General features: G+C 63.2%; 23 protein-coding genes and 1 pseudogene. 10 read left to right on the top strand and 14 right to left on the bottom strand.

The window, feature by feature from the left end:
• The first annotated feature begins 488 nt into the window (after positions 1–488).
• The 3 genes and pseudogenes from NYQ83_RS13340 (at position 489) to NYQ83_RS13330 (ending at position 3,410) form a co-directional block, all read left to right on the top strand.
• Positions 489–1,499, top strand: a complete 1,011-nt coding sequence (locus NYQ83_RS13340) for an aldo/keto reductase (protein WP_261215262.1) — start codon at positions 489–491, stop codon at positions 1,497–1,499.
• A 142-nt stretch (positions 1,500–1,641) separates the two neighbouring features.
• Positions 1,642–2,199: pseudogene (locus NYQ83_RS13335) on the top strand (methylenetetrahydrofolate reductase C-terminal domain-containing protein); the annotation flags it as partial.
• A gap of 122 nt (positions 2,200–2,321) precedes the next feature.
• Positions 2,322–3,410, top strand: coding sequence for a methylenetetrahydrofolate reductase (locus NYQ83_RS13330; RefSeq protein WP_261215261.1), 1,089 nt, complete (start codon positions 2,322–2,324; stop codon positions 3,408–3,410).
• A gap of 105 nt (positions 3,411–3,515) precedes the next feature.
• On the opposite strand, the gene NYQ83_RS13325 is transcribed toward NYQ83_RS13330, so the two are convergent.
• The 6 genes from NYQ83_RS13325 to NYQ83_RS13300 all read right to left on the bottom strand — a co-directional run bounded on the left by NYQ83_RS13325 (position 3,516) and on the right by NYQ83_RS13300 (position 10,811).
• Positions 3,516–4,376, bottom strand: coding sequence for an RNA polymerase factor sigma-32 (locus NYQ83_RS13325; RefSeq protein ID WP_128290888.1), 861 nt, complete (start codon positions 4,374–4,376; stop codon positions 3,516–3,518).
• 161 nt (positions 4,377–4,537) lie between these two features.
• The gene (locus NYQ83_RS13320) at positions 4,538–5,101 is read right to left on the bottom strand and encodes a CarD family transcriptional regulator (RefSeq protein ID WP_128290889.1); all 564 of its coding nucleotides are present in this window, start codon (positions 5,099–5,101) and stop codon (positions 4,538–4,540) included.
• A 310-nt stretch (positions 5,102–5,411) separates the two neighbouring features.
• Positions 5,412–5,750, bottom strand: a complete 339-nt coding sequence (gene fdxA, locus NYQ83_RS13315) for a ferredoxin FdxA (RefSeq protein WP_092814553.1) — start codon at positions 5,748–5,750, stop codon at positions 5,412–5,414.
• Positions 5,751–5,884: 134 nt separating this feature from the next.
• Complete coding sequence (locus NYQ83_RS13310; protein WP_261215260.1) at positions 5,885–6,298, bottom strand: RNA-binding S4 domain-containing protein; 414 nt, start codon at positions 6,296–6,298, stop codon at positions 5,885–5,887.
• A gap of 30 nt (positions 6,299–6,328) precedes the next feature.
• Entirely contained in the window at positions 6,329–9,544 is a 3,216-nt protein-coding gene (locus NYQ83_RS13305) for a helicase-related protein (RefSeq protein ID WP_261215259.1), read from the bottom strand.
• Between the two features lie 448 nt (positions 9,545–9,992).
• Positions 9,993–10,811 carry a DUF3108 domain-containing protein gene (locus NYQ83_RS13300; RefSeq protein ID WP_261215258.1) on the bottom strand — a complete coding sequence of 273 codons (819 nt, stop codon included), beginning with the start codon at positions 10,809–10,811 and terminating at the stop codon, positions 9,993–9,995.
• Positions 10,812–11,044: 233 nt separating this feature from the next.
• Here NYQ83_RS13300 and rpmB point away from each other — a divergent pair, with 233 nt between their 5' ends.
• On the top strand, positions 11,045–11,347 hold the full coding sequence (gene rpmB / locus NYQ83_RS13295) for a 50S ribosomal protein L28 (RefSeq protein ID WP_128290893.1): 303 nt from the start codon (positions 11,045–11,047) through the stop codon (positions 11,345–11,347).
• A gap of 58 nt (positions 11,348–11,405) precedes the next feature.
• Positions 11,406–12,014 (top strand): VUT family protein, encoded by a 609-nt coding sequence (locus NYQ83_RS13290; RefSeq protein WP_261215257.1) that lies wholly within the window; start codon positions 11,406–11,408, stop codon positions 12,012–12,014.
• Between the two features lie 90 nt (positions 12,015–12,104).
• On the opposite strand, the gene cobT is transcribed toward NYQ83_RS13290, so the two are convergent.
• The 3 genes from cobT to NYQ83_RS13275 form a co-directional block, all read right to left on the bottom strand.
• Positions 12,105–13,991, bottom strand: a complete 1,887-nt coding sequence (cobT, locus tag NYQ83_RS13285; RefSeq protein ID WP_261215256.1) for a cobaltochelatase subunit CobT — start codon at positions 13,989–13,991, stop codon at positions 12,105–12,107.
• A gap of 15 nt (positions 13,992–14,006) precedes the next feature.
• Complete coding sequence (gene cobS / locus NYQ83_RS13280; RefSeq protein ID WP_261215255.1) at positions 14,007–14,993, bottom strand: cobaltochelatase subunit CobS; 987 nt, start codon at positions 14,991–14,993, stop codon at positions 14,007–14,009.
• Between the two features lie 63 nt (positions 14,994–15,056).
• Positions 15,057–15,683 (bottom strand): J domain-containing protein, encoded by a 627-nt coding sequence (locus NYQ83_RS13275; protein ID WP_261215253.1) that lies wholly within the window; start codon positions 15,681–15,683, stop codon positions 15,057–15,059.
• 74 nt (positions 15,684–15,757) lie between these two features.
• Here NYQ83_RS13275 and NYQ83_RS13270 point away from each other — a divergent pair, with 74 nt between their 5' ends.
• Positions 15,758–16,030: a BolA family protein gene (locus tag NYQ83_RS13270; protein ID WP_261215252.1), complete on the top strand. Its 273-nt coding sequence runs from the start codon at positions 15,758–15,760 to the stop codon at positions 16,028–16,030.
• Between the two features lie 30 nt (positions 16,031–16,060).
• Here the strand turns inward: NYQ83_RS13270 and NYQ83_RS13265 are convergent, their stop codons facing one another.
• From NYQ83_RS13265 to NYQ83_RS13255, 3 genes are read right to left on the bottom strand one after another with little or no spacing between them, the layout of a single operon-like run.
• Complete coding sequence (locus NYQ83_RS13265; protein ID WP_128290898.1) at positions 16,061–17,353, bottom strand: HlyC/CorC family transporter; 1,293 nt, start codon at positions 17,351–17,353, stop codon at positions 16,061–16,063.
• Between the two features lie 3 nt (positions 17,354–17,356).
• Entirely contained in the window at positions 17,357–18,493 is a 1,137-nt protein-coding gene (gene aroB, locus NYQ83_RS13260) for a 3-dehydroquinate synthase (protein ID WP_261215250.1), read from the bottom strand.
• Entirely contained in the window at positions 18,490–19,092 is a 603-nt protein-coding gene (locus tag NYQ83_RS13255; RefSeq protein WP_128290900.1) for a shikimate kinase, read from the bottom strand. Before NYQ83_RS13255 ends, aroB begins: the two co-directional genes overlap by 4 nt.
• A 111-nt stretch (positions 19,093–19,203) precedes the next feature.
• Between NYQ83_RS13255 and NYQ83_RS13250 the strand changes: the two genes are divergently transcribed.
• The 4 genes from NYQ83_RS13250 to NYQ83_RS13235 all read left to right on the top strand — a co-directional run bounded on the left by NYQ83_RS13250 (position 19,204) and on the right by NYQ83_RS13235 (position 22,802).
• Positions 19,204–19,347: a histidine kinase gene (locus NYQ83_RS13250; protein ID WP_092814517.1), complete on the top strand. Its 144-nt coding sequence runs from the start codon at positions 19,204–19,206 to the stop codon at positions 19,345–19,347.
• Between the two features lie 59 nt (positions 19,348–19,406).
• A complete protein-coding gene (locus tag NYQ83_RS13245) occupies positions 19,407–20,309 on the top strand; it encodes a site-specific tyrosine recombinase XerD (RefSeq protein WP_261216168.1) in 903 nt (300 codons plus the stop codon).
• 114 nt (positions 20,310–20,423) lie between these two features.
• Complete coding sequence (locus NYQ83_RS13240; protein ID WP_261215249.1) at positions 20,424–21,380, top strand: acetyl-CoA carboxylase carboxyltransferase subunit alpha; 957 nt, start codon at positions 20,424–20,426, stop codon at positions 21,378–21,380.
• A gap of 219 nt (positions 21,381–21,599) precedes the next feature.
• A complete protein-coding gene (locus tag NYQ83_RS13235; protein ID WP_261215247.1) occupies positions 21,600–22,802 on the top strand; it encodes a L,D-transpeptidase family protein in 1,203 nt (400 codons plus the stop codon).
• Between the two features lie 238 nt (positions 22,803–23,040).
• On the opposite strand, the gene NYQ83_RS13230 is transcribed toward NYQ83_RS13235, so the two are convergent.
• The gene (locus NYQ83_RS13230) at positions 23,041–24,207 is read right to left on the bottom strand and encodes an MFS transporter (protein ID WP_261215246.1); all 1,167 of its coding nucleotides are present in this window, start codon (positions 24,205–24,207) and stop codon (positions 23,041–23,043) included.
• Positions 24,204–24,746 (bottom strand): TetR/AcrR family transcriptional regulator, encoded by a 543-nt coding sequence (locus NYQ83_RS13225; RefSeq protein WP_261215244.1) that lies wholly within the window; start codon positions 24,744–24,746, stop codon positions 24,204–24,206. The genes NYQ83_RS13230 and NYQ83_RS13225 overlap by 4 nt, the downstream gene beginning before the upstream one ends.
• Between the last annotated feature and the right edge of the window lie 117 nt (positions 24,747–24,863).

Raw genomic sequence — 24,863 nt, 5'->3', positions numbered from 1 at the left:
CAACGCTTCCAAGCGCCTTGCACGACGGCGAAGCGCTCGTGCAGGTGCCTCCCGTTTCTCCCGCAACCGCGATACGGCAGAAGCGCTGGAGCAGGTTCCGCTTGAATCCCGTCTGCACGAAAAGGTTGTGCGTCAGCCCGGACCGCGCCAGCAGTGACATGTAATGATGCCGGTTCAATGCGCTCCGGCTTTGGCTATCATCCTTATTTTTAATAGAAATGATCGACCAGACATCTCGCAGAGCGATCTCTCTGCGACAATAGACTCATGGTCGAGCCACGACCCTGGGTTTATATATCTTCCGGTTGCAGCAGGCAGGATCCAGGCGGTTGCGAGAATTGCCGTGGTGTCGGTGTCTCAAATTCGTTGTGTCTCGTCGGCGGGGCATCTCAAAGCGATACACTGTGTGATTTGCTGCCTGCATAATGAAACAAAAATCGTTTATCTTGTTGTCTGAGAGAATTGATTAGCCAAAGGATCATCTGCGAATGCAGCAGAGAAAGCTTGGGCGCTATTCCGTATCGGCCGTTGGTCTTGGGTGTATGAGCATTTCGCACGCCTATGGGACGCCGTTGGCGCGCGCAGATGCTGAACGTCTCCTCAATCAGGCGCTTGAGTGTGGATATAGTCTCCTGGACACCGCGGTGATCTACGGATACGGGGCCAACGAAGCGTTGATCGGCGAGGCTCTCAATGGCCGGCGGGACGAGTTCGTGCTCGCCAGCAAGTGCGGCATCTTCCGTGCAGATGACGGGAGCCGTGTGATCGACAATCGCCCCGAGCGGTTAAAGCGCGCCTGCGAAGACAGCCTGAAGCGCCTCAAGACGGATGTCATCGACCTCTATTATCTGCACCGCTGGGACAAAGTGGTGCCGATCGAGGAGAGTGTGGGCGCGTTGTCGGAGCTCGTCCAGGAAGGGAAGATCAAGGCGATCGGCCTCTCGGAAGTTTCGGTGCCCACTCTGGTGCGCGCCCATGCGGTGCATCCGATTTCTGCGGTTCAAAGCGAGTATTCGCTTTTCACGCGGAACCCTGAAATCGCGATGCTGGCAGCCTGTCGACAGCTCGACATTACATTTGTTGCCTTTTCGCCTCTCGCACGCGGCCTTTTGAGCGGCCAGCTGCGCGATCCTGCGAAACTCAAGCCCGGGGATTTGCGCCGCAACATGCCGAGATTCCAGGGGGCCAATTTCGTTGCCAATATGCAGCTCATCGACGGTCTCAAGGAGATTGCCGACGACGCCGGCTGCACGATGGCGCAGGTCGCTTTGGCTTGGCTTCTCGCCAAGGGCGACGACATCATTCCGATCCCGGGTACGACGTCGAGAGCGCATCTTCGGGAGAATGCCGAGGCGGGCGATATCGTCCTGCCTGCCGGAGCGCTTCCACGTCTCGATGCCCTGATCAACGAGAAGACCGTGCGCGGAGCGCGCTACAGCGCCGCCGTCCAAGGTGAGATCGACACCGAGGAATTCGGCGTCTCATGTGGAGCCCCTTAGGCTGCCGGATAACTGCATGCAGAAGCCGGCGGTAGAATTCTTCGGATGTGCAGTCTTCGGCGGGCGTGTGTTTTTCCTCGTTCGGTGGGGGCTGTGCTGCGGCGGCCGAGGCGGCGCAAACGAAACCGCTGGGTGACGCGTACGGCCAAGCCCAACCTCCTCATTCCAGGCACAAAGGGAAAGCCGGAGCCGCCGTGGCGCTCTCGGCCGTCATGCTTCGGGGGCAGGAGGGCAGGGATCTATGTACCGGTTGCGCTTATGGTCCGTGCGCCATTCCAGGGGGCTGGAGAGGCTCTATAAGTGGGTCGAGGGCACGATGGTAGCACTTGACCCGCTCTTCTCTCGGCTCGGTTACGACCGCGTCGAGCGTCCGATCGCCTTCGTCGAGCGCAACGTCAAAGGCCTCCTCTTCGATTGCGAGATGTGCGGCCAGTGCGTGTTGTCGTCGACAGGCATGTCCTGCCCGATGAACTGCCCCAAGCAGCTTCGAAATGGTCCCTGCGGCGGCGTCAGGCCCGGGGGCTTTTGCGAGGTGCGGCCATGGATGCGCTGCGTCTGGGTGGATGCCTGGAGTGGCGCGCAGACAATGCGCAACGGCGCCTGGATCGAAGAGGTCCTGCCGCCGGTCGATCGCAGTCTCAAAGGCTCGTCCTCCTGGCTCCGCGTGGCGCGCGAGAAAGCGGCTGCACGGCGGGCCGCGCCGGTGCGAAGCAGGGCGCGCGCCATCGTCGCCCGCGCCTTTTCCGGCGCCAGGCGCAATGAGCCTGCCTCCGCACCGCTTGCCGAGGAGCCGTCGAGCGCCGTCAATCAGGAGGCGCAGCGGTGAGCGGGTCGAGCGAATTCACCCATCCATTCCAGGCTTACGAGGTGCCGCCGCCTGGGCATTCCTCCGGAAGCCGGTTGGAGCGGGTCCTGCGACAAGGCCGTTTTGCCGTGACGGCCGAATTGAACCCGCCGGATTCCGCCAATGCGGAGGATGTGTACGAGGCGGCACGGCCTCTTGCCGAGGTTGTCGATGCGATCAACGCGACCGATGCGTCCGGCGCCAATTGTCATATGTCGTCGATCGGCATCTGCTCGCTTCTGACCCGGGCCGGCTATGGCACGATCTATCAGATCTCCTGCCGGGATCGGAACCGTATCGCCATCCAGGGCGATGTCCTCGGGGCTGCGGCGATGGGGGTCAAGAATGTCCTCTGCCTGACCGGCGACGGCGTCGGGGTGGGGGATCAGCCTGGGGCGAAGCCAGTTTTCGACCTCGATTCCATCTCGCTCTTGCGGGCGCTCAAGACGATGCGGGATGAGGGGGCTTTTTTGTCGGGCCGCAAGATCAGCAGCCCGCCGCATCTCTTCCTAGGAGCGGCGGAAAACCCCTGCGTGCCGCCGCTCGAATGGCGCCCGGAGCGGCTGCGCAAAAAGATCGAGGCCGGGGCGGAATATATCCAGACCAATTATATCTTCGACATGCCGGTCTTCGAGGCCTTCATGGCGCGTGTGCGCGATCTCGGTCTCGACAAGAAGGTGTTCATCCTCGCTGGTGTCGGTCCGCTTGCTTCGGCGAAAGCGGCGCGCTGGATGCGCTCGAACGTTCCCGGCATCCATATCCCTGATCATGTCATCGAGCGCCTGGAGAAGGCCGAGAAGCCCGGCGAAGAGGGCAAGCGTCTGGCGATCGAGCTCATTCGGCAGATCCGGGAGATCAAAGGCGTCGCCGGGGTGCATGTCATGGCCTATCGCCGCGAACATCAGGTTTCCGAGATTATTCTGGAATCCGGCGTCCTGAAGGGGCGGAGACCCGAAGGGTCGAGGCGGGCGCGGACAGCGGCCGGCTCCAGGTCAGGCAGAGAGGCGGGAGAAGACGCTTCCGCGGCCTCGATGGGGGTGCGTCCATCTGACGGCGGGGCGCGCTGAGAGCCTGCGGCTGCCCGGGGCATCCCTTTGTCGACTGCGGCTGTTCCGAATACGAAACGGGCGCAGCCTTGCGACTGCGCCCGTCATCTCGTCGCCGCGCGCCCTTCAGGCGAGCGTGATGCGATTGTCTTCCGTCAGCGCCGTACGCAGCTTCTCCAAGGCACGGCTTTCGATTTGGCGCACGCGCTCTTTGGAAATGCCGAGTTCCTGACCCAACGCTTCGAGCGTCGCGCCGTCTTCTTCGAGACGGCGTCGGCGGACGATCTTCAATTCGCGTTCGTTGAGCACGCTCAAGGCCGAATAGAGCCAGCCCGACCAGCGCTCTGAATCGATATAGTTGCCCACCGTCTCGTCCTGGAGAGGGGCGTCCGAGGCGATGAAATCCTGCCGATCGGCGCTAGAGCCGTCGGATTCGATGATCGGCGCGTTGAGGGAGGTATCCGGGCCGGAAAGCCTGGAATCCATCAAGGCGACATCGTTGGTGGACACGCCGATCGCCTGCGCTATCTCGTTATACATCTCCGGTGCATTGATCATCTCAGACCCGCGGGAGAGGCGAGCTCTGAGCCGCCGGAGATTGAAAAAGAGCGATTTCTGTGCCGACGATGTTCCGCCGCGCACAATCGACCAGTTGCGCAGGATGTGATCTTGGATCGAGGCGCGGATCCACCAAGTTGCATAGGTGGAAAAGCGCACTTCCCGTTCCGGCTCGAAGCGAGCCGCAGCTTCCAGGAGCCCGACATGGCCTTCCTGGATGAGATCGTTCATGGACAGCCCGAAATGCCGGAAGCGTGCTGCGATCGAAATGACCAATCGCATATGGGCCGAGGTCAGGCGATGCAGTGCCTGCTGGTCCCGTTTTTCCTTCCACGCGACCGCGAGTTCGCGCTCTTCATCGCGTTCGAGATAGGGGGCCTTCATGGCCGCCCGGACTATCTGGCGTCGTGAGTTGCTGGAATCGTTCATGCCAACCTTCCCGCCTGTGTGAAACTCTGCCCGTCTTCGTCCCTTCCCTGTAACACTTCTAAACACCGTTTTGTTTCCGCTGAAACAGAAAAACCCGACCTGCCGATCGGGTTCCCTGTTCACAAAAGCGTTTTTGGCCCTAAATGGGCCGCGCCCCGGATTTAAGCGGCTTCTTCGCGCGCCTCATCCTCTTCCTGAGCGCGCTTGCGCTTGGGGCTCGCCTCAATCATTTTCTCGATCTTGCGCTGCGCTTCCGTCTCGGAGGTCTTCTCCACGGCGGCCACTTCGCGCGCCATCCGATCGATGGCGGCTTCATAGAGTTGACGCTCGGAATAGGATGGCTCCGGCTGCGCCTCTGAGCGATAGAGATCGCGGACGACCTCCGAAATGGCGATGAGGTCGCCGGAATTGATCTTGGCTTCGTATTCCTGCGCGCGGCGGCTCCACATGGTGCGCTTGACGCGTGCGCGTCCGCAGACAGTGTCGAGGGCCTTGGCGACGGTCGGTTCGTCCGCAAGCTTGCGCATGCCGACAGAAGCCGCCTTGGCGACAGGGACGCGCAACGTCATCTTATCCTTGTCGAAGTCGATGACGAACAATTCGAGGCTCATTCCGGCGACTTCCTGCGTCTCCACATCGACGATGCGGCCGACGCCGTGGGCCGGGTAAACAATGCTCTCGTTCGTACGAAAACCCTGACGCTTCAACGTCTTCTTTGTTGTCATACGCGTGCGACTCCTGAGTTCGGAAAAGGCAGCTTCGCCGGGGGCGTGGTGCCGAGGGCGCTTTAGTCTGCGCGGGGGACCTTTCTGACGACACAGGGCTGACGACACAAAGTTTACCGCTGCCTCTAGCAGCGGCTATCATCCTGTCGTTATTCCATGCCGGAATTATGAGATCGGAACACGAGCACGTCCGATCTTCCGAACATAGTTCAAAAGGGCGTAGAAATCAAGGATTTGTTGCACGCGCACGGCAAACGTGCGCGGGGGCGGGGTGCCTCCGCGCCGTCAGGTGCAGAATTGGGCGGCCGGCTTAGTCGCCTTCACCGGCTTCCGGCGAGAAGTACTTCTCGAGCTTGTTTTCCTCGCCATCGTGTTCCTTGGAGTCGGGCAAAGGATCACGCTTCATGGTGAGGTTCGGCCATTTCTCCGCGTATTCGGCGTTGAGCGTCAGCCACTTCTCCAACCCCGGCTCGGTATCTGGGCGGATCGCATCGGCCGGGCATTCCGGCTCGCACACACCGCAATCGATGCATTCGTCAGGATGGATGACGAGCATCGTCTCGCCTTCGTAAAAACAGTCGACCGGGCACACCTCGACGCAATCGGTATATTTGCACCGGATGCAATTGTCGGTCACGACGTAGGTCATTCTCTACTCCGCGTCAGCGCTTGCGTTCGGGGCCTAATGGCTTTTCGGCGAGGGTGCAAGGGTGTGCGGCCAACCCAGACATGCAGCCGCAGGCGCTCTAATAATGAGCGTGCCCGGAGAGTTAGCAGCGCCTGTCAGTTCCGCCGCTTCATCGCAATGAGCGCCCGCCGTTCGCGTGGGCTCGGGCGGTGCTGGGGTGCGGGCGGAGGCGCGTCGTCGGGTGCTGGGGCCGTTTCACCGGAGGACGTCTCAACGCTCGCGCCGACGTCGCGGTAAAGCGTCGTCGCGAGCGAAAAAGAGCCGCGGCGCTCGCTGAAGCCAAGCGCTTCCACGACCTTCACACCGCCGGGCAGAGCGAGGGTGAGAACGTCGCCGATGCGCACCAGACGGCTCGCCTGATCGACCTTCTGCCGGTTGATGCGCACATGCCCGTCGCTGATGAATTTCTGCGCGGCGGAGCGCGTCCGCACGAAGCGCGCGTGCCAGAGCCAGCGGTCGAGCCGCTGCGCCTCTGTCATGCCCGCTTCGTCCGTCGACGCTTTCGCCAATCGCGCTCCTTCTCGGCCTTTCCGGCTCTCCTACTTGTCGGAGGAGCCGAGCTTCTCCTTCAGCGCGGCAAGGGCCGCGAACGGGCTGTCGGGATCGGCCCGCTTTTCCCGTTCCTGCCTCTGGGGACGCTGGGGCGGACGCTTGGGTAGCCCCTGTTCGCCGCGGTGGCGGAACTTGCCCTTCTTGTGCTGCGGTTTGGACGGGGCCGGGCCGTGCGGGGCCGCAGCCGCTTCCCCGCCTTCGGTTGCCGGCTTCTGGGGGCCGCCACGGCCTGTGGCTCGGCGTGGAGAGCGCTTCGCTTTGCTGGGCCGACGCTCCTCGCGCCGGGGCATGCCGCCATAGCGCCAGATCTCCAAAAAGGCCGGCTCGGTCTTTTCTTCGGTCTCAGGCTGCCCTTCGGTCTCCGGCTGTGCCTCGCCTATCCCCTCGGACGAAGCGTCTGCATTTGTGAAGTCTGTCGTTTCCGCGATTTGCTCCGCTGTGGGGTCCGTCTCGGGCGCAGGTGCTGCGTCTTCCGGTGCGAGCGGGGTCGGCGCGCCTTCATCGGCGACCATGCCTGCTTCAGATCCTGCCCCGGTTGCGGCCTCGCTCCCCTCCAGGGGCGTTTCTTCGCGGGGGGCTTCTTCGATTTCGGTACTTTCTACGGGCGCGGGTGTCGCGGCTTCGGAGGCAGCGACGGGCGCTTCGGTTCCTGACGCCTCGGCGGTCGCGGCCACGTCCAGGCCGTCCGCTGTTGCGGCGGCTTCAGCCTTCTGCGCCGCCTCTTCCGCCGCAGGCGTCTGCGGCAAGGGGCGCCGCTCGACGCGGTAGCCGAGGCCGTTCAGGATGACACCCATATCTTCGCCCGAGGCGCCTAGGAGGGACGTCATCGCGGATGTGACGGTGAAGCCGCCGCCTTCCTCGATCGCGCCCGCGGGCGGTTCGATCTCGCGACCGGGCCGCCAGGTGAGGGCGGGACGGATGAGATCGGCCAGCCGCTCGAGAATATCGATGCGCACGGCGCGACGACCGAAGATGCGGTAGCCGAACCGGTGGTAAATGGCCGGATCGATCTCTGGGTCGACGTTGACGGAGGTGCGGCCGGATGCCGAGACGGAGGCCACCTCGGCGATGCTGTCGCGGTCGTCGCGGCCTTTGTGCAGAGCTTCGAGCTCCGCCAGCAGAGTTGCCGGCGCGGGCTTCAGCAGCATCGGCAGATAAATATGGTAGGCGCCGAAACGGACGCCATGGCGCCTCAGACCGGCGCGGGCGTCCTGGTCCAGGGAGCGGACTTCTTCGAGCACGTCGCGGCGGTCCAGAATGCCGAGCTTTTCCTTCAGCTGATAGGCGATGCCGCGGGCCAGACCGGAGAGGCTCTCATCGGCTTCCAGTTCGAGAAGGGGCTTCAAATGCGTGCTGATCTGATTGGACAACCAGACGGTCAGCCGGGCCTCGACTTTCTCGCGGCTCGGGCCTGTGAGCTGCTCGTCAGCAAGAAGCAGGATCCGCGGCTTCAAAGGTTCAGATTCGGCGATCAAACGCGCCACGGGTTCGCCGTGCCAGCGGATGATCGCGCCGGACGTCAGCAAGAATCCCGCATCGTCTGAACGTGACAGACGCTCAGCCCGTTCGGCGACCGCCGTGCCCAGCGCCTTTGCTGCCGCTGTGCGAACCGTTTTTGCATCCGACCCCTCCGCCTTGGCGTCGGGTGTGAAGCGAAAGCCGATCAGCGTGCCGACATGCTCGCCCTCCACCAGCACGTCGCCCCCCGGGGTGATCTCGGCCTCAAGCATTGTATTCTCCTTCAACCGGCGCATCAGAACGCTAGTTCGCCGATCGACAAAGCGTTTTGTAAGCCTGTCGTGAAGTGCGTCAGATAGCCTATCCTCAACGCGCTTCGTCTCTTCGCGCCAATAAGTCGGGTCGGCAAGCCAGTCCGGCTGATTGGCCACAAAGGTCCACGTACGAATTTCTGCAATGCGCGCCGACAATGTGTCGATGTCGCCATCGGTGCGGTCGGCCCGCTTCACCTGCGGCGCAAGCCAGTCGGGTGGAACGGAGCCTTTGTCCATAAGAAAAGTGAAGATCGAACCGATCAGTCCGGCATGCTGAGCAGGCGCAATGCGTCGATAATCGGGCAGCCGGCAGATATCCCACAAACGCTCCACGGCCTTGGGGTGCGTCAGTCGGTCGGTGATGTCGTCATCGCGCACCAGAAGCTCAAGCGCGACCTGGTCGGCCGCCGGCGGCGATTTCGTCAAAAAGGGATGCTTCGGTGCCTGCTCCAGCGAGGCGCGCAGGGCTTCGTGGGACGAGAAATCGAGGCGGTCGTTGCGCCATTGCAGCACCCGGACCCCTTCGAAACGGTGGCTTTCCAGCGCTTCCACCAGGGGCGGCTCGAAGGGAGAGACCGTTCCCGTCACGCCGAACGTGCCGTCGCGCATGTAGCGCCCGGCGCGCCCGGCGATCTGGCCGAGTTCGGCGGCCGTCAGCGGGCGGTGCTGGTATCCGTCGAACTTTCGGGCCGAGGCGAAGGCGACATGGTCGACATCGAGATTGAGGCCCATGCCGATCGCGTCCGTGGCGACCAGAAAGTCGACATCGCCTGACTGATAGAGCTCCACCTGACGATTGCGCGTGCGTGGCGAAAGGGCGCCGAGAACGGCTGCCGCACCGCCGCGCTGGCGGCGCATCAGCTCGCCGATCGCATAGACCTCGTCGGCCGAGAAGGCGACGATCGCGGAGCGTTCCGGCAGGCGTGTCAGCTTCTTCTGCCCGGCATAAGCAAGGACCGACATGCGCGGGCGTGTGACGATATGCGCGCCCGGCAAAAGGCCTTCGATGACGTCGCGCATCGTCGATGCGCCCAGCAGCAAGGTTTCCTGGCTGCCGCGCAGCGACAGGATTCGGTCGGTGAAGACGTGGCCGCGTTCGAGATCGGCGGCGAGCTGAATCTCGTCGATGGCCGCAAAGGCGGCATCCGTGTTGCGCGGCATCGCCTCCACTGTGGAGACCCAATAGCGCGGTTCCGCCGGGACGATCTTTTCCTCGCCGGTGACGAGGGCCACCTTGTCGGCGCCGGCGCGCTGCGCGACGCGGCTATAAACCTCCCGCGCCAGAAGCCTGAGTGGCAGGCCGATGATGCCGGTCTCGTGACCGAGCATGCGCTCGATGGCGAGATGCGTCTTGCCGGTATTGGTGGGGCCGAGCACCGCTGTGACGTTGCGGGCGCTCCACTGCCGTGGATTGTCGGATGTCACATTCATCAGGCGATGGCGAAAACCGTTGGGACGAGTACGAATGCGCGAGCGCGGCTTGACTTAATGGTTCCGGTCCGACTCGAACGACTCTTGAACAAAAGCGGATCGAATCGACGACTCTTCCGGATTCAGGATTCGTTCCACGGGCTCGACCGTGAAGCCCACAAGCGTGTTAGCGAGAGCAGGTGACATATGCGGTCAGGGCCTTGAAACAAGGTTAGCAAAAAGCAAACGCCCGCTCGCCGCAGGACGGCAGATGGTTCAAGCATAGGCCATTTTGACGAACGAATCGCCGACGAATCGGCAGGGTCAACAAGTTCAACTTACGTTCTCTCCACATATGGGGGATAACGTCCGCAGAGCGCAAGATCTGCGGGCCACCGTGCGGCCATGCGCCCTCAATGATCAAGGGGGCAAAGGCGCTTCTTAACGATTTCGTCTCAAAACGGCACATTCACCGCACATTGACACGGTCGGCGGTGGCTGTGAGAAAGCCCCATTCCGTTCGCACCCGCATCTTCACGGGGACCGCAAGGCCGACAGTCTCCATTGGTGCGAGCCAGACTTCCATATCTTTGTTTGCCGCCATGAAGCGCTCGCTCTTCTTGTGTGCGCGGTGGCCGGCGATGGGAACATAGCGAACGGCACAGACGACGACCGGGCCGGAATAGCTCTTGCTGCCGCCGTTGTAACGCTCCGTGCGCGCAAAGCGCATCGTGATATCGAAGCGTTTGTTGTTCTCGAAGACCGGCGTCCGTTCTTCGCACAGGTCTTTTCCGCTGCGGCCGGCGATTGGCATCACGAGCGCGCTCAAAGGATCGATCACACCTGTCTTGTGCTCCGGTTTCACCGGCACGCGATCGGCATATTCTTTGGGAGGCTTGTCGGCTTTGAAACGAAGATCGCTCACATGACCATTGGCGAAGGAGAGCGACAAATCCTCAGCCTTTCCATCCTCGACCCAATGGCGATGATAGCTCTGCGCCTCTGGGGCATCCGTGAGGGTGCCGGTGGCTTCGGCATTGACGCGCGCATCGGAGAAAAGCCGGCTGAAGCCGGTTGCCTTCGCGTATCCTTCCGCATGGTAGCTGCGTTTGTCGACGCTCAGGGTGGCCTTCACCTTGCCGACCGGGACGCCCATCAGAGAGGCGCCGTAGCGCACCGTCAGTGTGGCAGCCGCAGCCGTGGGGGCGGAAAGTGCCGCACCCCCCAGCATGGTGAGGACTGCGACCATCGGCAGGAAGAAGGCGCTTCGAGTGTGCGGATGCCGCATTGGCGGAAGCTCCATTTTGGTGGCGGGGCACCATTGTCTTCTGCCTAAGGACGAAAGCCGGCCTTTTTCGGGCCCATATTGCGGGTTTATGCCAGCCCCGCTGTGGCTGATGACTTGACCCTTGCGGCCACACTCCTTATAGGAGCGCTTTCGAAAAACCGGGCTTGAAGTGCCGTCCCGGCTGCGTCATGCGCAGGACGGTCCGCCCTCCAGATCAGATCATGAGGTTCTCCATGGCGCGCCGTTGCGAGCTGACCGGCAAGGCCGTCCTGACCGGCAACAATGTGAGCCACGCCAACAACAAGTCCCGGCGTCGGTTTCTTCCCAATCTGTGCAATGTGTCGCTGATGAGCGATGCGCTCGGGCGCGCTGTGCGGATGCGCATCTCTGCTGCCGCTCTGCGCAGTGTGGAGCATCGTGGCGGGCTCGACGCTTTCCTTCTTAAGGCGCAGGCGGACGAGCTGTCGCCGAAGGCGAAGCTTCTCAAGCGCGAGATCGCCAAGAAGGCGGCCAGCGCGGAAGCTGCTGCGGCCTGAGTTGACGGCGATCTTCCCAACGCACCGGAGACGCGGTTTTCTGACCGCGGTCGGCGCCATGGCTGCGGTCGTGGTGGCGTCGAACATTCTTGTTCAGTACCCGGTGCATGGGCACATCGGCGGTTACAACCTGGCCGATCTTCTGACGTGGGGCGCGTTCACCTATCCGCTCGCGTTCCTCGTCAATGATATGACCAACCGCACCTTCGGGCCAAAGGCGGCCCGTCGGGTCGTGTTCGTTGGTTTCCTTCTGGCTGTGATCGTTTCCACCGTTCTCGCCACGCCGCGGATCGCGGTCGCCTCGGGTTCGGCTTTTCTCGCCGCTCAGATGATGGATGTCGGTATCTTTCATCGCCTGCGGGCCGGGCGCTGGTGGCGCGCGCCTGTGGTGTCGAGCCTTATTGGCTCCGCCCTCGATACGGTGATCTTCTTTTCGCTCGCCTTCGCTGCTGTCTTCGGGATTCTCGGCGCGAACGATGCTTTCGCGATTGAGACGGCGCCCCTCTTCGGCGCCATTTCTCTGATCGAGGTGCCGCGTTGGGTGTCCTGGGCGCTCGGCGATTTTTCCGTGAAGCTTCTGCTCGCGGCTCTGGCGCTCGTTCCCTACGGATTCCTCATCCGTATGGTGACGCCCTGGCAGCCGCATACCGGGGTTGCGCGCGGCTGACGTGGATCGGGGCGGGGCTCTGGCAGTTGGCGGATAAAGCGGGCGAGGCCCGCTTTTTTTGTTTCTGGCGTTTCGAAGCTCTGAGCCTCGTTAGGCGGCGCGATTGCGGCGCGTTCGCGGGGGACGCGTAACGCCAGGAATGTCCGCTTCAAACAGCTCCGCGAGCTTTTCCGTCATGGCGCCGGCAAGCTCCTCTGCATCCACGATCGTGACGGCACGCTTGTAGTAGCGCGTCACGTCGTGGCCGATGCCGATCGCCATAAGCTCAACCGGCGAGCGGTTCTCGATCTCGTCGATGACGTGGCGCAGATGCTTTTCGAGGTAATTGCCGGAATTGACCGAGAGCGTGGAATCGTCGACCGGCGCGCCGTCGGAAATCACCATCATGATGCGCCGCTGTTCCGACCTTGCCAGAAGCCGCTGATGCGCCCAATCGAGCGCCTCGCCGTCGATATTCTCCTTCAACAGCCCTTCGCGCATCATCAGCCCGAGATTGCGCCTTGAGCGCCGCCAGGGCGCGTCGGCGCTTTTGTAGATGATGTGGCGGAGATCGTTGAGACGGCCGGGATGCGGCGGCTTGCCGGCGCGCAGCCATTCCTCGCGCGCCTGACCACCTTTCCATGCCCTCGTCGTAAAGCCCAGGATCTCCACACGGACACCGCAGCGTTCGAGCGTTCGGGCGAGAACGTCGGCGCAGATCGCGGCAACAGTAATCGGGCGCCCGCGCATGGAGCCGGAATTGTCGAGAAGCAAAGTCACCACGGTGTCGCGAAATTCCGTGTCGCGCTCCTGCTTGAAAGACAGAGAGGCGAACGGATCTGTGACAACGCGCGACAGCCTTGCGGGATCGAGCACGCCTTCTTCCAGATCGAAGTCCCAGGCGCGGTTCTGCTGCGCCAGAAGCCGCCGCTGCAGCCGATTGGCGAGGCGGGCAACGGCGCCTGCCAGGCTCACCAGCTGCTTGTCGAGATAAGAGCGCAAACGATCGAGCTCTTCGGGCGGACAGAGATCCTGCGCGGCCACCACCTCGTCGTGTTTTGTGGTGTAGACGTTGTAATCGCTGACCAGGGTGTTCTGACCGTAGAAGTCCGGCCGGCGTCCATCGGCAAAGGGGTCGGTCTCGGCCGAATCCTCAGCCTCCAGAAACTCTTCGGTCGTCTGCTCGGTGCGCTCGCTCTCGGAGACCTCGTCGTCGTCCTCGCCGGAAGCTTCCGTTTCTTGCGGCTCGGCGGAGGCGTCATTGTCGTCATCGGCTTCGCCGCGCGCCCCCTCGCTCGTGTCGGAGGTCTCGTCGCTGTCGTCTCCGCCGTCATCCTCCTCGCTTTCGCCGTCCTGGCCCGCTTCGCTGCCCATGTCGAGGGAAGCGAGCAGATCGCGGAGTGCGCGAGCAAAGGCATTCTGGTCGGAAATCGATTGCGACAGCCGGTCGAGTTCGGCGCTGGACCGCTCCTCGATGAAGTCGCGCCACAGCTCGACAACTTTTTCGGCGCTTTTCGGCGGCGCCTGACCGGTGAGCCGCTCGCGCATCAGCAGAGCGAGCGCATCTTCCAGTGGCGCGTCGGCGCGATCGCGGATCTCTTCGTACTGGCTGCGGTGGTATTTGTCCTCCAGCATCGCGGAGAGGTTTTCACGCACGCCCGTCATGCGCCGCGCGCCGATCGCCTCGCAGCGGGCCTGTTCCACGGCATCGAAGATTGCTCGCGCCTGCTCACCTTGCGGCGCAAAGCGACGGTGCATTTTATCGTCATGGCAGGCGAGGCGAAGCGCCATGGCATCGCCAAGCCCTCGGGTGATGGCGATGTCGTTGGCGCTCATGCGCCGGGCGGGCTCTGGCAGGCGCACACGGTGGCCGAGAAGCTGCGGCCGATCGGACGCGAAGATGACCTCGAGTTCGCGGTCGCCGGCCACCGCCTTCACACAGGACGACAGAGCCCGCTTGAACGGGTCTGTCGGAGTTTCCTTGTTGCGTCCGCTCATGCCGTGTGCCGCGCCTCAGCTCAGAACCAGGTTGGCTGCCGATTCCGGCAGCTCCTTGCCGAAGCAGCGCTGATAGAATTCGGCCACAAGCGGCTGCTCGAGCTCATCGCATTTGTTGAGGAAGGTGACGCGGAAAGCGAAGCCCAGGTCGGAGAAGATCTCAGCATTCTCCGCCCAGGTGATCACCGTCCGCGGGCTCATGACCGTCGACAGATCGCCGTTGACGAAGGCGTTGCGGGTCATATCCGCGACACGCACCATACGGCTTGCCTGGTCGCGGCCTTCCGGATTGCGCAGATGCGCAACCTTCGAGAGAACGATGTCGACCTCGTTGTCGTGCGGCAGATAATTGAGCGTGGTGACGATCGACCAGCGGTCCATCTGACCCTGATTGATCTGTTGCGTGCCGTGATAAAGGCCCGACGTGTCGCCAAGCCCGACCGTGTTGGCGGTCGCAAAAAGACGGAACGCGGGATGCGGGCGGATGACCCGGTTCTGGTCGAGAAGCGTCAGACGACCGGAAACTTCCAGCACGCGCTGAATGACGAACATCACGTCCGGCCGGCCTGCATCGTATTCATCGAAGACGAGGGCGGTGTTGGTCTGGATCGCCCAGGGCAGGATGCCGTCGCGAAATTCGGTCACCTGCATGCCGTCGCGCACGACGATCGCGTCCTTGCCGACGAGATCGATGCGGCTGATGTGGCTGTCGAGATTGACGCGCACGCACGGCCAGTTGAGGCGCGCCGCGACCTGTTCGATATGCGTCGACTTGCCGGTGCCGTGATAGCCCGTGACCATGACACGGCGGTTGTGGGCAAACCCTGCCAGGATTGCCAAGGTCGTCTCGCGGTCGAAAAGATAATCCTCGTCGAGATCGGGGACGTGCGGATCACCCTGCGAAAAGGCCGGCACGTCGAGGTCCGAATCGATGCCGAAGACCTGCCTGACCGACACCTTTATATCGGGGGCGGCGGGGGTGTTCTCGACGGCTTCCTGCATGACAAATTCCTTCTTTCGGCGCCGTATGCGCCGGCTCTTTTCACGGCGTCAGAGACCCCTGATCTAGCAGAAACCGACGCTCTTCAAATAGCTGTAGGCCTGGATAATTTCCCGGAGTTTCTCCTCCAGAGAACGGTCGCCGCCATTGGCATCGGGGTGATGGCGCTTCACGAGCGTCTTGTAGCGAGCCTTTACTTCGTCGGGGCCAGCGGTCTCGTCAAGGCCAAGAGTCGCCAGCGACTTCCTCTCCATATTGCGCACAGTGCGTCGGGTCGGCTCTTCTGACGGGCGGCTTCTGAAGCCGTCGCCAAAAAGATGGAACGGGTCGTCGGTCTTGCCGGTAAAGCCGTATTTGGCGCGTCCTCCGGGTCGCGGGCCCTCATCGGAGCGCGCATTGGAGCCCATTCGCCAGGTCGGCCTGTGGCCGATGATCGATTCCTTCTGGAAGGATTGGACGTCGTTGTCGTCGAGGCCGGCGAAATAATTGTACGATTTGTTGTAGGCGCGCACGTGCTCCAGGCAGAACCAAAAATACTCGCCTTCTGCGTCGCGTCCCTTGGGTGCGCGATGCGTCGCGGGCGCATTGCAGCCTTCGGCTTCGCAGACGCGCGTCGCCCTTTCTTCCTGCTTGGGCTTCTTCGTTCCCTTGCGGGTTCTAATCTTGTCGAACAGGTCCGATTCAAGCTTCATGGAATCAATATGCCCGCCCCGGCGGGCCCTCTCAAGCCGTACCTCAACGCCAATCAGACAGAACCGGAGGAACGATGAGCGTTCGTGAAAAAATGGAAGACAAACTTAATGGTGCCCTTTCCCCCGAGGAGCTGACCATTACCGATGAATCGCATCTTCATGCCGGTCATGGTGGCGCGCATCCTGATGGTGAGAGCCACTTCCGCATCCATATTGTGTCTGCGGCCTTCGAAGGGAAGAGCCGCGTTGAACGCCATCGCATGATCAATGAGATCCTGGCTGAAGAGCTGAAGGCCAGAGTGCACGCGCTGGCCGTAAAGGCGTATGCGCCGGGCGAAGGCCGGTAGGCGGCCGGCCTCCTGAATGGATCGGGTGGCCTAGACCGGCAAGCTCGTCGCCTGTGTCGTCGCCACCGGCGTGACCGGGGTCACCCTTATCTGCGTCAGTCGGTTCCGTGTCTTGCGCAGAACCTTGAAGCGGAAGCCGTGGAAGGTGAATTCCTGTCCCGCTTCGGGAATGGTCTGCGCTTCGTGGATCACCAGGCCCGCCATCGTTGTCGCCTCTTCATCCGGCAGGTTCCAGTCGAAGGCGCGGTTGAGATCGCGGATCGGCACCGTGCCTTCCACGATAATGGAGCCGTCCGGCTGCTGGCGCACGCCCTGGATCTCCACGTCATGCTCGTCGGCGATCTCGCCGACGATTTCCTCCAGAATATCTTCGAGCGTGATCAGGCCCATCACCTCGCCATACTCGTCGACGACGAGCGCGAAGTGAATTTTGCGGCGCAGGAACTCGTTGAGCTGCGCCTGCAGAGAGGTCGTGTCGGGCACGAACCAGGGCTTCGAGGCGACCGCCATGATATCGAGAGCGGTTGCATCGCCGCCGGCTGCCGCTAGGGCCCTCAAGACGTCCTTGGCATGCAGGATTCCGACAATGTTTTCGGTCTCGCCGCGCCACAAGGGCAGGCGTGTGAAGGGGCTCTCGATCACCTGGGTGACGAGCTTCTCTGCCGGATCATCGGCGTTGAGGGCCTGCATCGCGGTGCGGTGAACCATGACGTCGGAGACGTCGAGCTCGTTGAGGTCCAAAAGGCCGCCCAGCATGTCGCGAGCACCCTTTTGCACGCTGCCTTCGCGGTGCAGGAGATCGACGGCGCCGCGAAGTTCCTCGTGGCCGGACAAGAGCACGTCATGGCTCGCGGCGACGCCGAAAAGACGCAAGAGGGCCGAGACGAAGCGCTGAACTGCCATCACGACAGGCGCAAAAACCCGGACGACCGTTGAGACGAAGGGCGAGACGGCAAGCGCGAAGCGGTCCGGCGTCGTGATTGCCCAGGTCTTCGGCAAAACCTCTGCAAAGACGAGGACCAGGACCGTCATCACGAAGGTCGCCGCCGCCACACCCGCATCGCCCAGAATGTCGATGAAGGCGGCCGTTGCGAGGGCGGATGCCAGGATGTTGACGAGGTTGTTGCCGAGAAGCAGCGACGAGATCATGCGCTCGCGGCGATCGATCAGACGCGAAACGATGCCCGCTCGGGCATCGCCCGACCGCTCCATCTGGTGCATGCGGGCGCGTGATGCCGCCGTCAAAGCGGTCTCCGATCCGGAGAAGAAGGCGGAAAGGAAAAGCAGAATGACAATGGCAAGCAGAGTGGCTGCGAGCCACATGGGTTATTCTCCTGTCTGAAGGGCGGGTGCAGGCTCGGCCGCGAGCTCATCGGCGAGGAACGTCTCAACCGAGTGAGGCGCGACATCCTCCGCGATGAAGGCCTCACCGATCCCTCGGCTCAAGATAAAGGTGAGGCGGCCAGCTTTGACCTTTTTGTCCTGGGCAATGTGATCCATCAATTCCGAGGTGGAAAATCCGCTTCCCGGAATGCTGTTCATGTGGGTTGGCAGACCCGCGGCGGCAAGATGCCTCTCGACGCGCTCCGCCGCCTCCGGCGCACAAAGGCCCTGCTGGACCGAAAAGCGATGGGCCATGGCCATACCGATGGCCACACCCTCGCCGTGGATGATGCGGCTGGCGTCGTAGTTGCACGCAGCCTCAAGCGCATGTCCGAAGGTATGTCCGAGATTGAGGAGGGCGCGTGTTCCCGCTTCACGCTCGTCGGCGGCGACGACGCGCGCCTTTGCCGCGACGCTGCGGCGGATGGCTTCTCCGCGTGCCTCCTCGCCGGCGAAGACGGCCTCTCTGTTGTCCTCGAGCCACGAGAAGAAATCCGCATCGTCGATCAAGCCGTATTTTGCGACTTCGGCATAACCGGCACGAAACTCGCGTGGCGGGAGGGTATCGAGTGCGCTCGTATCGGCCAGGACCAGCCGTGGCTGGAAGAAGGCACCGACGAGGTTTTTGCCTTCCGGCGTATTGATGCCGGTTTTGCCGCCGACGGATGAATCCACCTGTGCAAGAAGGCTTGTCGCCACCTGGACGAGGCTCATGCCTCGACGGGTGATCGCAGCCGCAAAGCCCGCGAGGTCGCCAACGACGCCGCCGCCAAGCGCGATGACGATGTCGGAGCGTTCGAGCCGGGCTGCGAGCAGCTCTCTCACAACGCGTTCCAGGGTGGAGAAGCTCTTGGAGGCTTCCCCCGGCGCGACGACGATCTCGACGCTGTCGATTTCCGCATCGCTCAGGGCCTGGCGGACGGGGTCAAGGTAAAGACGGCCGACATTCTCGTCTGTGATGATCGCGGCGCGGCGGGCGTCCATCCGCGCGGCCATGTGGCGTCCGAGATTGGGGATGAGGTTGGCGGCGACGAGGACGTCGTAGCTGCGCTCGCCAAGGTCCACATGTACGGAACTCATGATGGGTTCTCGCTGGTCAGAAATTTATCGAGGGCGGAAAGAACGTCTGCCACGACGGTGTGGTGGGGCACGTCGCGCGAGGCGACCGTGAGCGTGGCGAGGGCGTAGGTGGGTTCTCGGCGGGCGAGGAGATCCGCGAGGATTTCCTTCGGGTTCGGTTTGCGCAAGAGCGGCCGGTTCGACCGGCGCCTGACACGGTCGAAAAGGAGATCGAGATCGGCCTTGAGCCAAATGGAGACGGCGTCATTGGCGATCGCCTGACGTGTCTCAGCGTCTTCGAAGGCACCTCCGCCGGTCGCGATCACTGTCGGGCCGGTGGTGAGAAGACGCCGGATGACTTTTTTCTCACCGTCACGAAAATGCGCCTCGCCGTAAGTTGAGAAAATGTCGGCGATGGTGAGGTTGGCGGCTGCTTCGATTTCCTGGTCGGCGTCTTTGAAAGGCAGGTTGAGTGTCGCAGCAAGGCGGCGGCCGACGCTGGTCTTGCCAGCGCCCATCATCCCCACGAGGACGATGTTTCGCGCACCCAAACGCTCGACGACGCGTTCCGCGGCGCCTTCCTCGATGCGTGAATATTTCTTGCTGTCAGTTCGCAACATGCCCCGTCCCGGCCCACAATCGGCTCGCTATAAAGCTTTATCTGTTGCCGTGCATCCCTTGAAATAGCAGCGGAAGCGGCGATAAGGGGCTCACGTAAACGGGCGGTTCGAATGCCAAGTCTCTTTCGCTTCTTGTTTGTCATCGCGGTTCTGGCCGCGATCGTCTATGGTGGCATGATAGCGCTGACGCTTCTCGTGGAGCCCAATCCCAGAGAGATGAGCGTGCGTATTCCTGCGGAGCGGGTCAATCAGTGAGTGCGGCCTCGTCCCCAGCGGGGGATGCTGGGCCGCGCCCGCGCCGACCGCGCGATCTTCTGGATATCGAAGCGTTTCTGGAGATGCTGGCGGCTGAGCGCGGGGCTTCCGCCAATACGCTTGCGGCCTATCGGCGCGACCTTCTCGATGCGCTTGGCACCGTCAGCGACCTGCGCGAGGTCGGCGGCGACGGGGTGCGCGACTATATCGCCACACTTGCAGCACGCGGCATGAGCCCGGCGACACAGAGCCGACGGGTTTCTGCGCTGCGCCAGTTCTTTCGCTTCCTCCTGTCCGAAGGGTTGCGCAGCGACGATCCGACGATCGTCCTCGATCGTCCGAAGCCACGGCGCGGCCTGCCAAAGACCTTGTCCGTCGAAGAGGTTGGTACCTTGCTGGATACGGCACGCGCGCGGGCAGGTCGCGAGGCGCCGCCCGCACGGCGCCTGGCCGCGGCACGCACGCGGGCGCTTCTGGAGCTTCTTTATGCCACCGGCCTTCGGGTTTCGGAACTCGTCGGGCTGCCGGCGAGTGCGGCGACCGGCGAGCGCCCTTTCCTGATCGTGACCGGCAAAGGGGGGCGTGAGCGGCTCGTGCCTTTGAACGAAGACGCCCGCCTTTCGATGCGCGCTTACCGTGCACTCCTCGATGAGCGGCAGGCGGGCCGAAGCCCGTTTCTGTTTCCGGCGGCGTCGGCCTGCGGGCATCTGACGCGCCAGGCTTTCGCGCGCGACTTGAAGGATGTCGGCATTGAGGCCGGCATATCGCCCGCGCGCCTGTCGCCCCATGTCTTGCGTCATGCTTTCGCGACGCATCTCCTGTCAGGCGGCGCCGATCTCAGGGCCGTGCAGACATTGCTCGGCCATGCCGACATTTCGACCACACAGATTTATACCCATATTCTGGAGGAGCGCATGAAGACGCTCGTCCAGGAGCATCACCCTCTCGAGCGCATGCGCTGATGATGTCGCCCTCAAAGCCGGCTGGCGATGAGATGGGGGCCGATTGTCGCCTCCGCTTGACTTGACAACGCCCCATCGCCAGTTTGCGGCCACCTTAAGGATCAACTGCCTTACATGCGCCACTTCCTCGATTTCGAAAAACCCGTTGCCGACCTCGAAGGCCAGATTCAGGAGCTGCGTCGGCTGCAGGAAAGTGATGACAGCGTTTCCACCGACGAGGAAATCGCCAATCTGGAAACCAAAGCGCGGGATGCGCTGAAGGGCCTCTACGCCAAGTTGACGCCCTGGCAGAAGGCGCTCGTCGCCCGCCATCCCGACCGGCCGCATGCGAGCCGTTACATCTCCTCGCTGATCAAGGATTTCACGCTGCTTGCCGGCGACCGGAAATTTGCCGAGGACCGCGCGGTCCTCGCCGGTCTCGGGCGGTTCCGTGGCGAGCCTGTGGCTGTCCTCGGCCAGGAGAAGGGTTTCGACACGCAGTCGCGGCTTAAACACAATTTCGGCATGGGCCGGCCGGAGGGCTATCGCAAGGCGGTCAGGCTCATGGAAATGGCCGATCGTTTTGGCCTGCCGGTGATCGCTTTCGTAGATACGGCAGGGGCTTACCCGGGGATCGGGGCTGAGGAACGCGGCCAGGCAGAGGCGATCGCGCGCTCCACGGAAGCCTGTCTCGGGCTCGGCGTGCCGAATGTCTCCGTCATCATCGGAGAGGGCGGATCGGGGGGCGCGATCGCGCTCGCGACGGCCAATCGCGTCTATATGCTCGAGCATGCGATCTATTCGGTGATTTCGCCGGAAGGCGCCGCATCGATCCTGTGGCGGGATTCCACGCGCGCCGAAGAGGCCGCCACCGCGATGAAGGTGACGGCCGAAGATCTCAAGAATCTCAAGGTGATAGACTCTATCATCAACGAGCCGGTGGGCGGTGCGCACCGCGATCCGGACGCCGTGATCGCCGCCGTGGGCGACGTCATAGCCGGCGCGCTCGGCGAATTCCGCGGCCTGCCGGCGCACGATATCCGGCTGCAGCGACGGGAAAAATTCCTGGCGATCGGACGCAGTCTCGGCTGATTCCGCGGTCTTGAGCCGCGTCGGGAGAGTTTTGGCCAATTTGACCGGGGAAAAGTGCCAGACACCGCGAAATTCGCGGTGTCTGCGACGATTCCGTCACACTCGGCGAAATTCGCGGTCTCTCCAGCAGGAAATCGCCGCATTTCGTTGGCTTAAACCTCCCGGCAACGATATGCCTTTAGAAATCCGCAAGAGACAGGGGAAGAGGCTCTTCGGGTCATGATGACAGCACTGTTTTCACGCGCTGCGCGCGTCGCGGCTTTCATCGTTACAGGTCTGGCGGTACTCATCCTGGCCGGCTGCAACGATTTCGAGGGCATGGCCAAACATCTTCGGCCGCTTTCGCATTCCACCAAATCGCTCATCGCCAAAAAAGGCATGAGCGAAACGAGCCCGATCCTGGTTCGCCTGTTCAAGGAGGAATCGGAGCTCGAGGTGTGGAAGCAGGAGAAGGCGACCGGCCGCTACGCGCTCCTCAAAACCTACGACATCTGCAAATGGTCGGGTAAGCTCGGGCCGAAGCAGCAGGAGGGCGACCGCCAGGCGCCGGAAGGTTTTTATACCATCACGCCGGCGCAGCTGAACCCGAACTCCTCCTATTATCTGTCGTTCAACATGGGCTACCCGAACGCCTATGACCGTTCGCTCGGGCGCACCGGCTCGCATCTCATGGTGCACGGCGCCTGCTCGTCGCGCGGCTGCTATGCCATGGACGACGACCAGATCCAGGAAATCTACACGCTGGCGCGGCTCGCCTTTCAGGGCGGCCAGAAATCCTTCCAGGTGCATGCCTTCCCGTTCCGCATGACGCCGGAAAATCTCGCCAAGCATCGCCGCAATGAGAATTACGCCTTCTGGAAGATGCTGAAGGAAGGCAGCGACGTCTTCGAACTCACCCGCCAGGAGCCGAAAGTCGCCGTGTGCTCGAAGCAGTATGTCTTCGGCACCGAGCGCCAGGCCGGGATGAGCTATTCGCCGAGCGCCTCCTGCGCCCCGAAGGTGGACGATTCGGTTCGTCTCGCGGTCGCCAAGAAGCGCGCCGAGGACGAGCTGCGCGAAGACAAGATCGCGAGCAATCTCAACGACCGCGACTATGCCAAGATCGCCGTCGCCGACCTGATGCGCGATCCGCGGCAGAAGAACGAAGTACCGCCGACGCTTCTGGCGCTTGCCCGCGGCACGATGCCGGCCGAGGCGGCGACGCCGAGCGCTCCGCAGAATGCCCCGATGTCGACGCCGGCCGATGCGCCTGTGATGACGGCGAGCATTCCGGAACGTTCCGAAAGCGGCAAGACGGGTGCGCAGACGCAGGTCGCCTCCGAGACGCCGACGGGCGGAGAGCCCCCGATGGCGACCGCCTACGCGCCGCAGCAGGAAGAGGACGCCGGCCTCCTGTCGAGGTTGATCAAGAAGGTCTGGTAGCGCGCGCCTCGCTGGCCGCGGCCTTCCGGGCCAGGCCAGCGATTTCAAAAGATGGCTTCAACGCACAAAAACGGCGCGGGCGACCGCGCCGTTTTTTGTTTGGCGCACGCTCATTCTCCGGTTTCTCTCGCGCATTCTCGGCGCTGCCGTGGGGCATTGTCGCGACCCCCGGTTTTCGCCCGCTATGCCGTTCACGCGCGATCCGGGCTTAAAGTGGCGCGGGCTTTCGGCCGCGGCCTTATCGGGCCTCGGTGCATCTTCGGGCGGCCGGAGCCCCGAAAAGGCCGACGCGCTCGTAGCCCATCATCCCGGCCGCGAGCCCGATAGCGGCAAAGACGATGACCGCCTGATCCGGCCCGAAGGCGTCCAGGATGAAACCGAAGAGGGGCGCTCCCGCCGTCTGGCCGATGGCGATGGTGAGAAAGCCGATCATCAGCCCCGTCGCCGGGCGATCGGAAAGCGCCGCCACACCCCAGACGAGGTAGATTCCGGTCAGCATCACATAGGCTGCGCCGAAGAGAGCGCCGCCTGCGAGCGTCGTTGCGGGGGTGGTGAGGGCCGAGCCAGTCGCGAGGATGCCGAGCGCCATCATCGCCAGAAAGGCGCGATGCGTCCGGTCGATGCCGAAGCGTTTCACCAGGGCGCCGGCCGAGGCGCCGGCAATTCCCGCAATGCCGATGGCGGTCCACAAAACGCCGATGCCGCTCGTGCCCCAGCCGAGCCTTTGCGATGCGAGCTCGCCGCCGAAGGACCAGAGGGAGGTGCTTGCGGCGCCCATGAGGAAAGAGGCTGCGACGAGGCGCATCAAAGGTCCGGTTACGGGTGGCAGGTGACTGCCTTTCGCGGAGTTGCGCCGCGTCGACGGAACCGCGACAGCGGCTGCGAGCGCCACGACAACGGCAAGTGCGGCGAAGCCCGCAAAGGCGAGACGCCATTCCCCGCCGATCGCCAGGGCGACGGGGCCGGAGAGTGCGACACCAGCACTGGTGCCCGCATTGATCGCGGTGTTGGTGGCGTCCTGCCGCTCGGCCCGGACCGCGGCAGCGACGGCCGCGGCCATGGGCGGAGAGGCGAGGCCGGTGCTCGACCCTGCCAAAAGCACGGCGCCGGCCAGCCAGGCGGCATTGGGCGCGGCGGCGATCGCGGCCATGCCGGCCGCGGCGACGAGGGCCGCCGCAATCGCCACGGCGCGCGCCCCGAAACGCTCGGTGAGGACGGCCGAGGCAATGATCGTGAGGCAATAGCCGAGAAAGGATCCGCCCGAGAGGACGCCAGACAGCGCCGGGCCGAGCGATAGATCGGCATCGACCTCCGGCAGAAACAGACCGAAGGCGAAACGCGCAAAGCCGTAACAGACGGCGATCAGGCCGAAACCGACGGCGCCCAGGCGAAGGGCCGGGTTCACGGGCGTTGTCCGGCGTCAGCGTCGGCGACAAGGATTGCCGCTGCCCGGCGTGCCGCCGCGACCGCGGCCGGGCCCCGATAGACCGAGGCTGCCGTGGCGCCCTCGTAGAGAACCAGGATCTCTTCCGTGAGGTGCGCGCTTGCCGCCTCGCCGAGTTCGGTCACGAGGATCTCGGTCAGGCGTTTGCGGAAGGTTTCTTTGTGGGCGAGAACGGCGGCACGCACTTCCGGGATGTTGCCGCCGGTCTCTCCGAAGGCTCGCAGGAAAAGGCAGCCGCGGGCGCCTTCTTCCCGCACCCACGTCTCCAAAGCCGCAAAGATGCCGTCGACGCTCTCGACGCCCTTGAACGTGCGCATGAAGCGGTGATCGCGCTCGGCGAGGACGGCGGCCATCAGGTCGGTTTTGCTGCCGGCGTGCTTGTAGAGGGTGCGCGTGGACATGCCGGCGGCTTGCGTCAGCCGGTCCATTCCGGTGGCGGTGAAACCGTTCAGGTCGAAGAGCTGTTCGGCGGCGGCGAGGATCCGGGTTTTCGTTTCCATCGCAGGGCATGTAAAACGTACGTTTTACATTTCAAGGATCGGCTTCGAAATCCGCTCGGCGTGCGTGGTGTGCGGGCACGGACGGCTGCCGTTCGGCCGATGGGTCGCTCTCACAGA

The organism is Afifella sp. JA880, from assembly GCF_025379905.1.
Lineage (GTDB): Bacteria > Pseudomonadota > Alphaproteobacteria > Rhizobiales > Afifellaceae > Afifella > Afifella aestuarii.
Note: the sequence above shows the minus strand (reverse complement) of the source record. Positions and strands in the feature narration are given on the sequence as shown.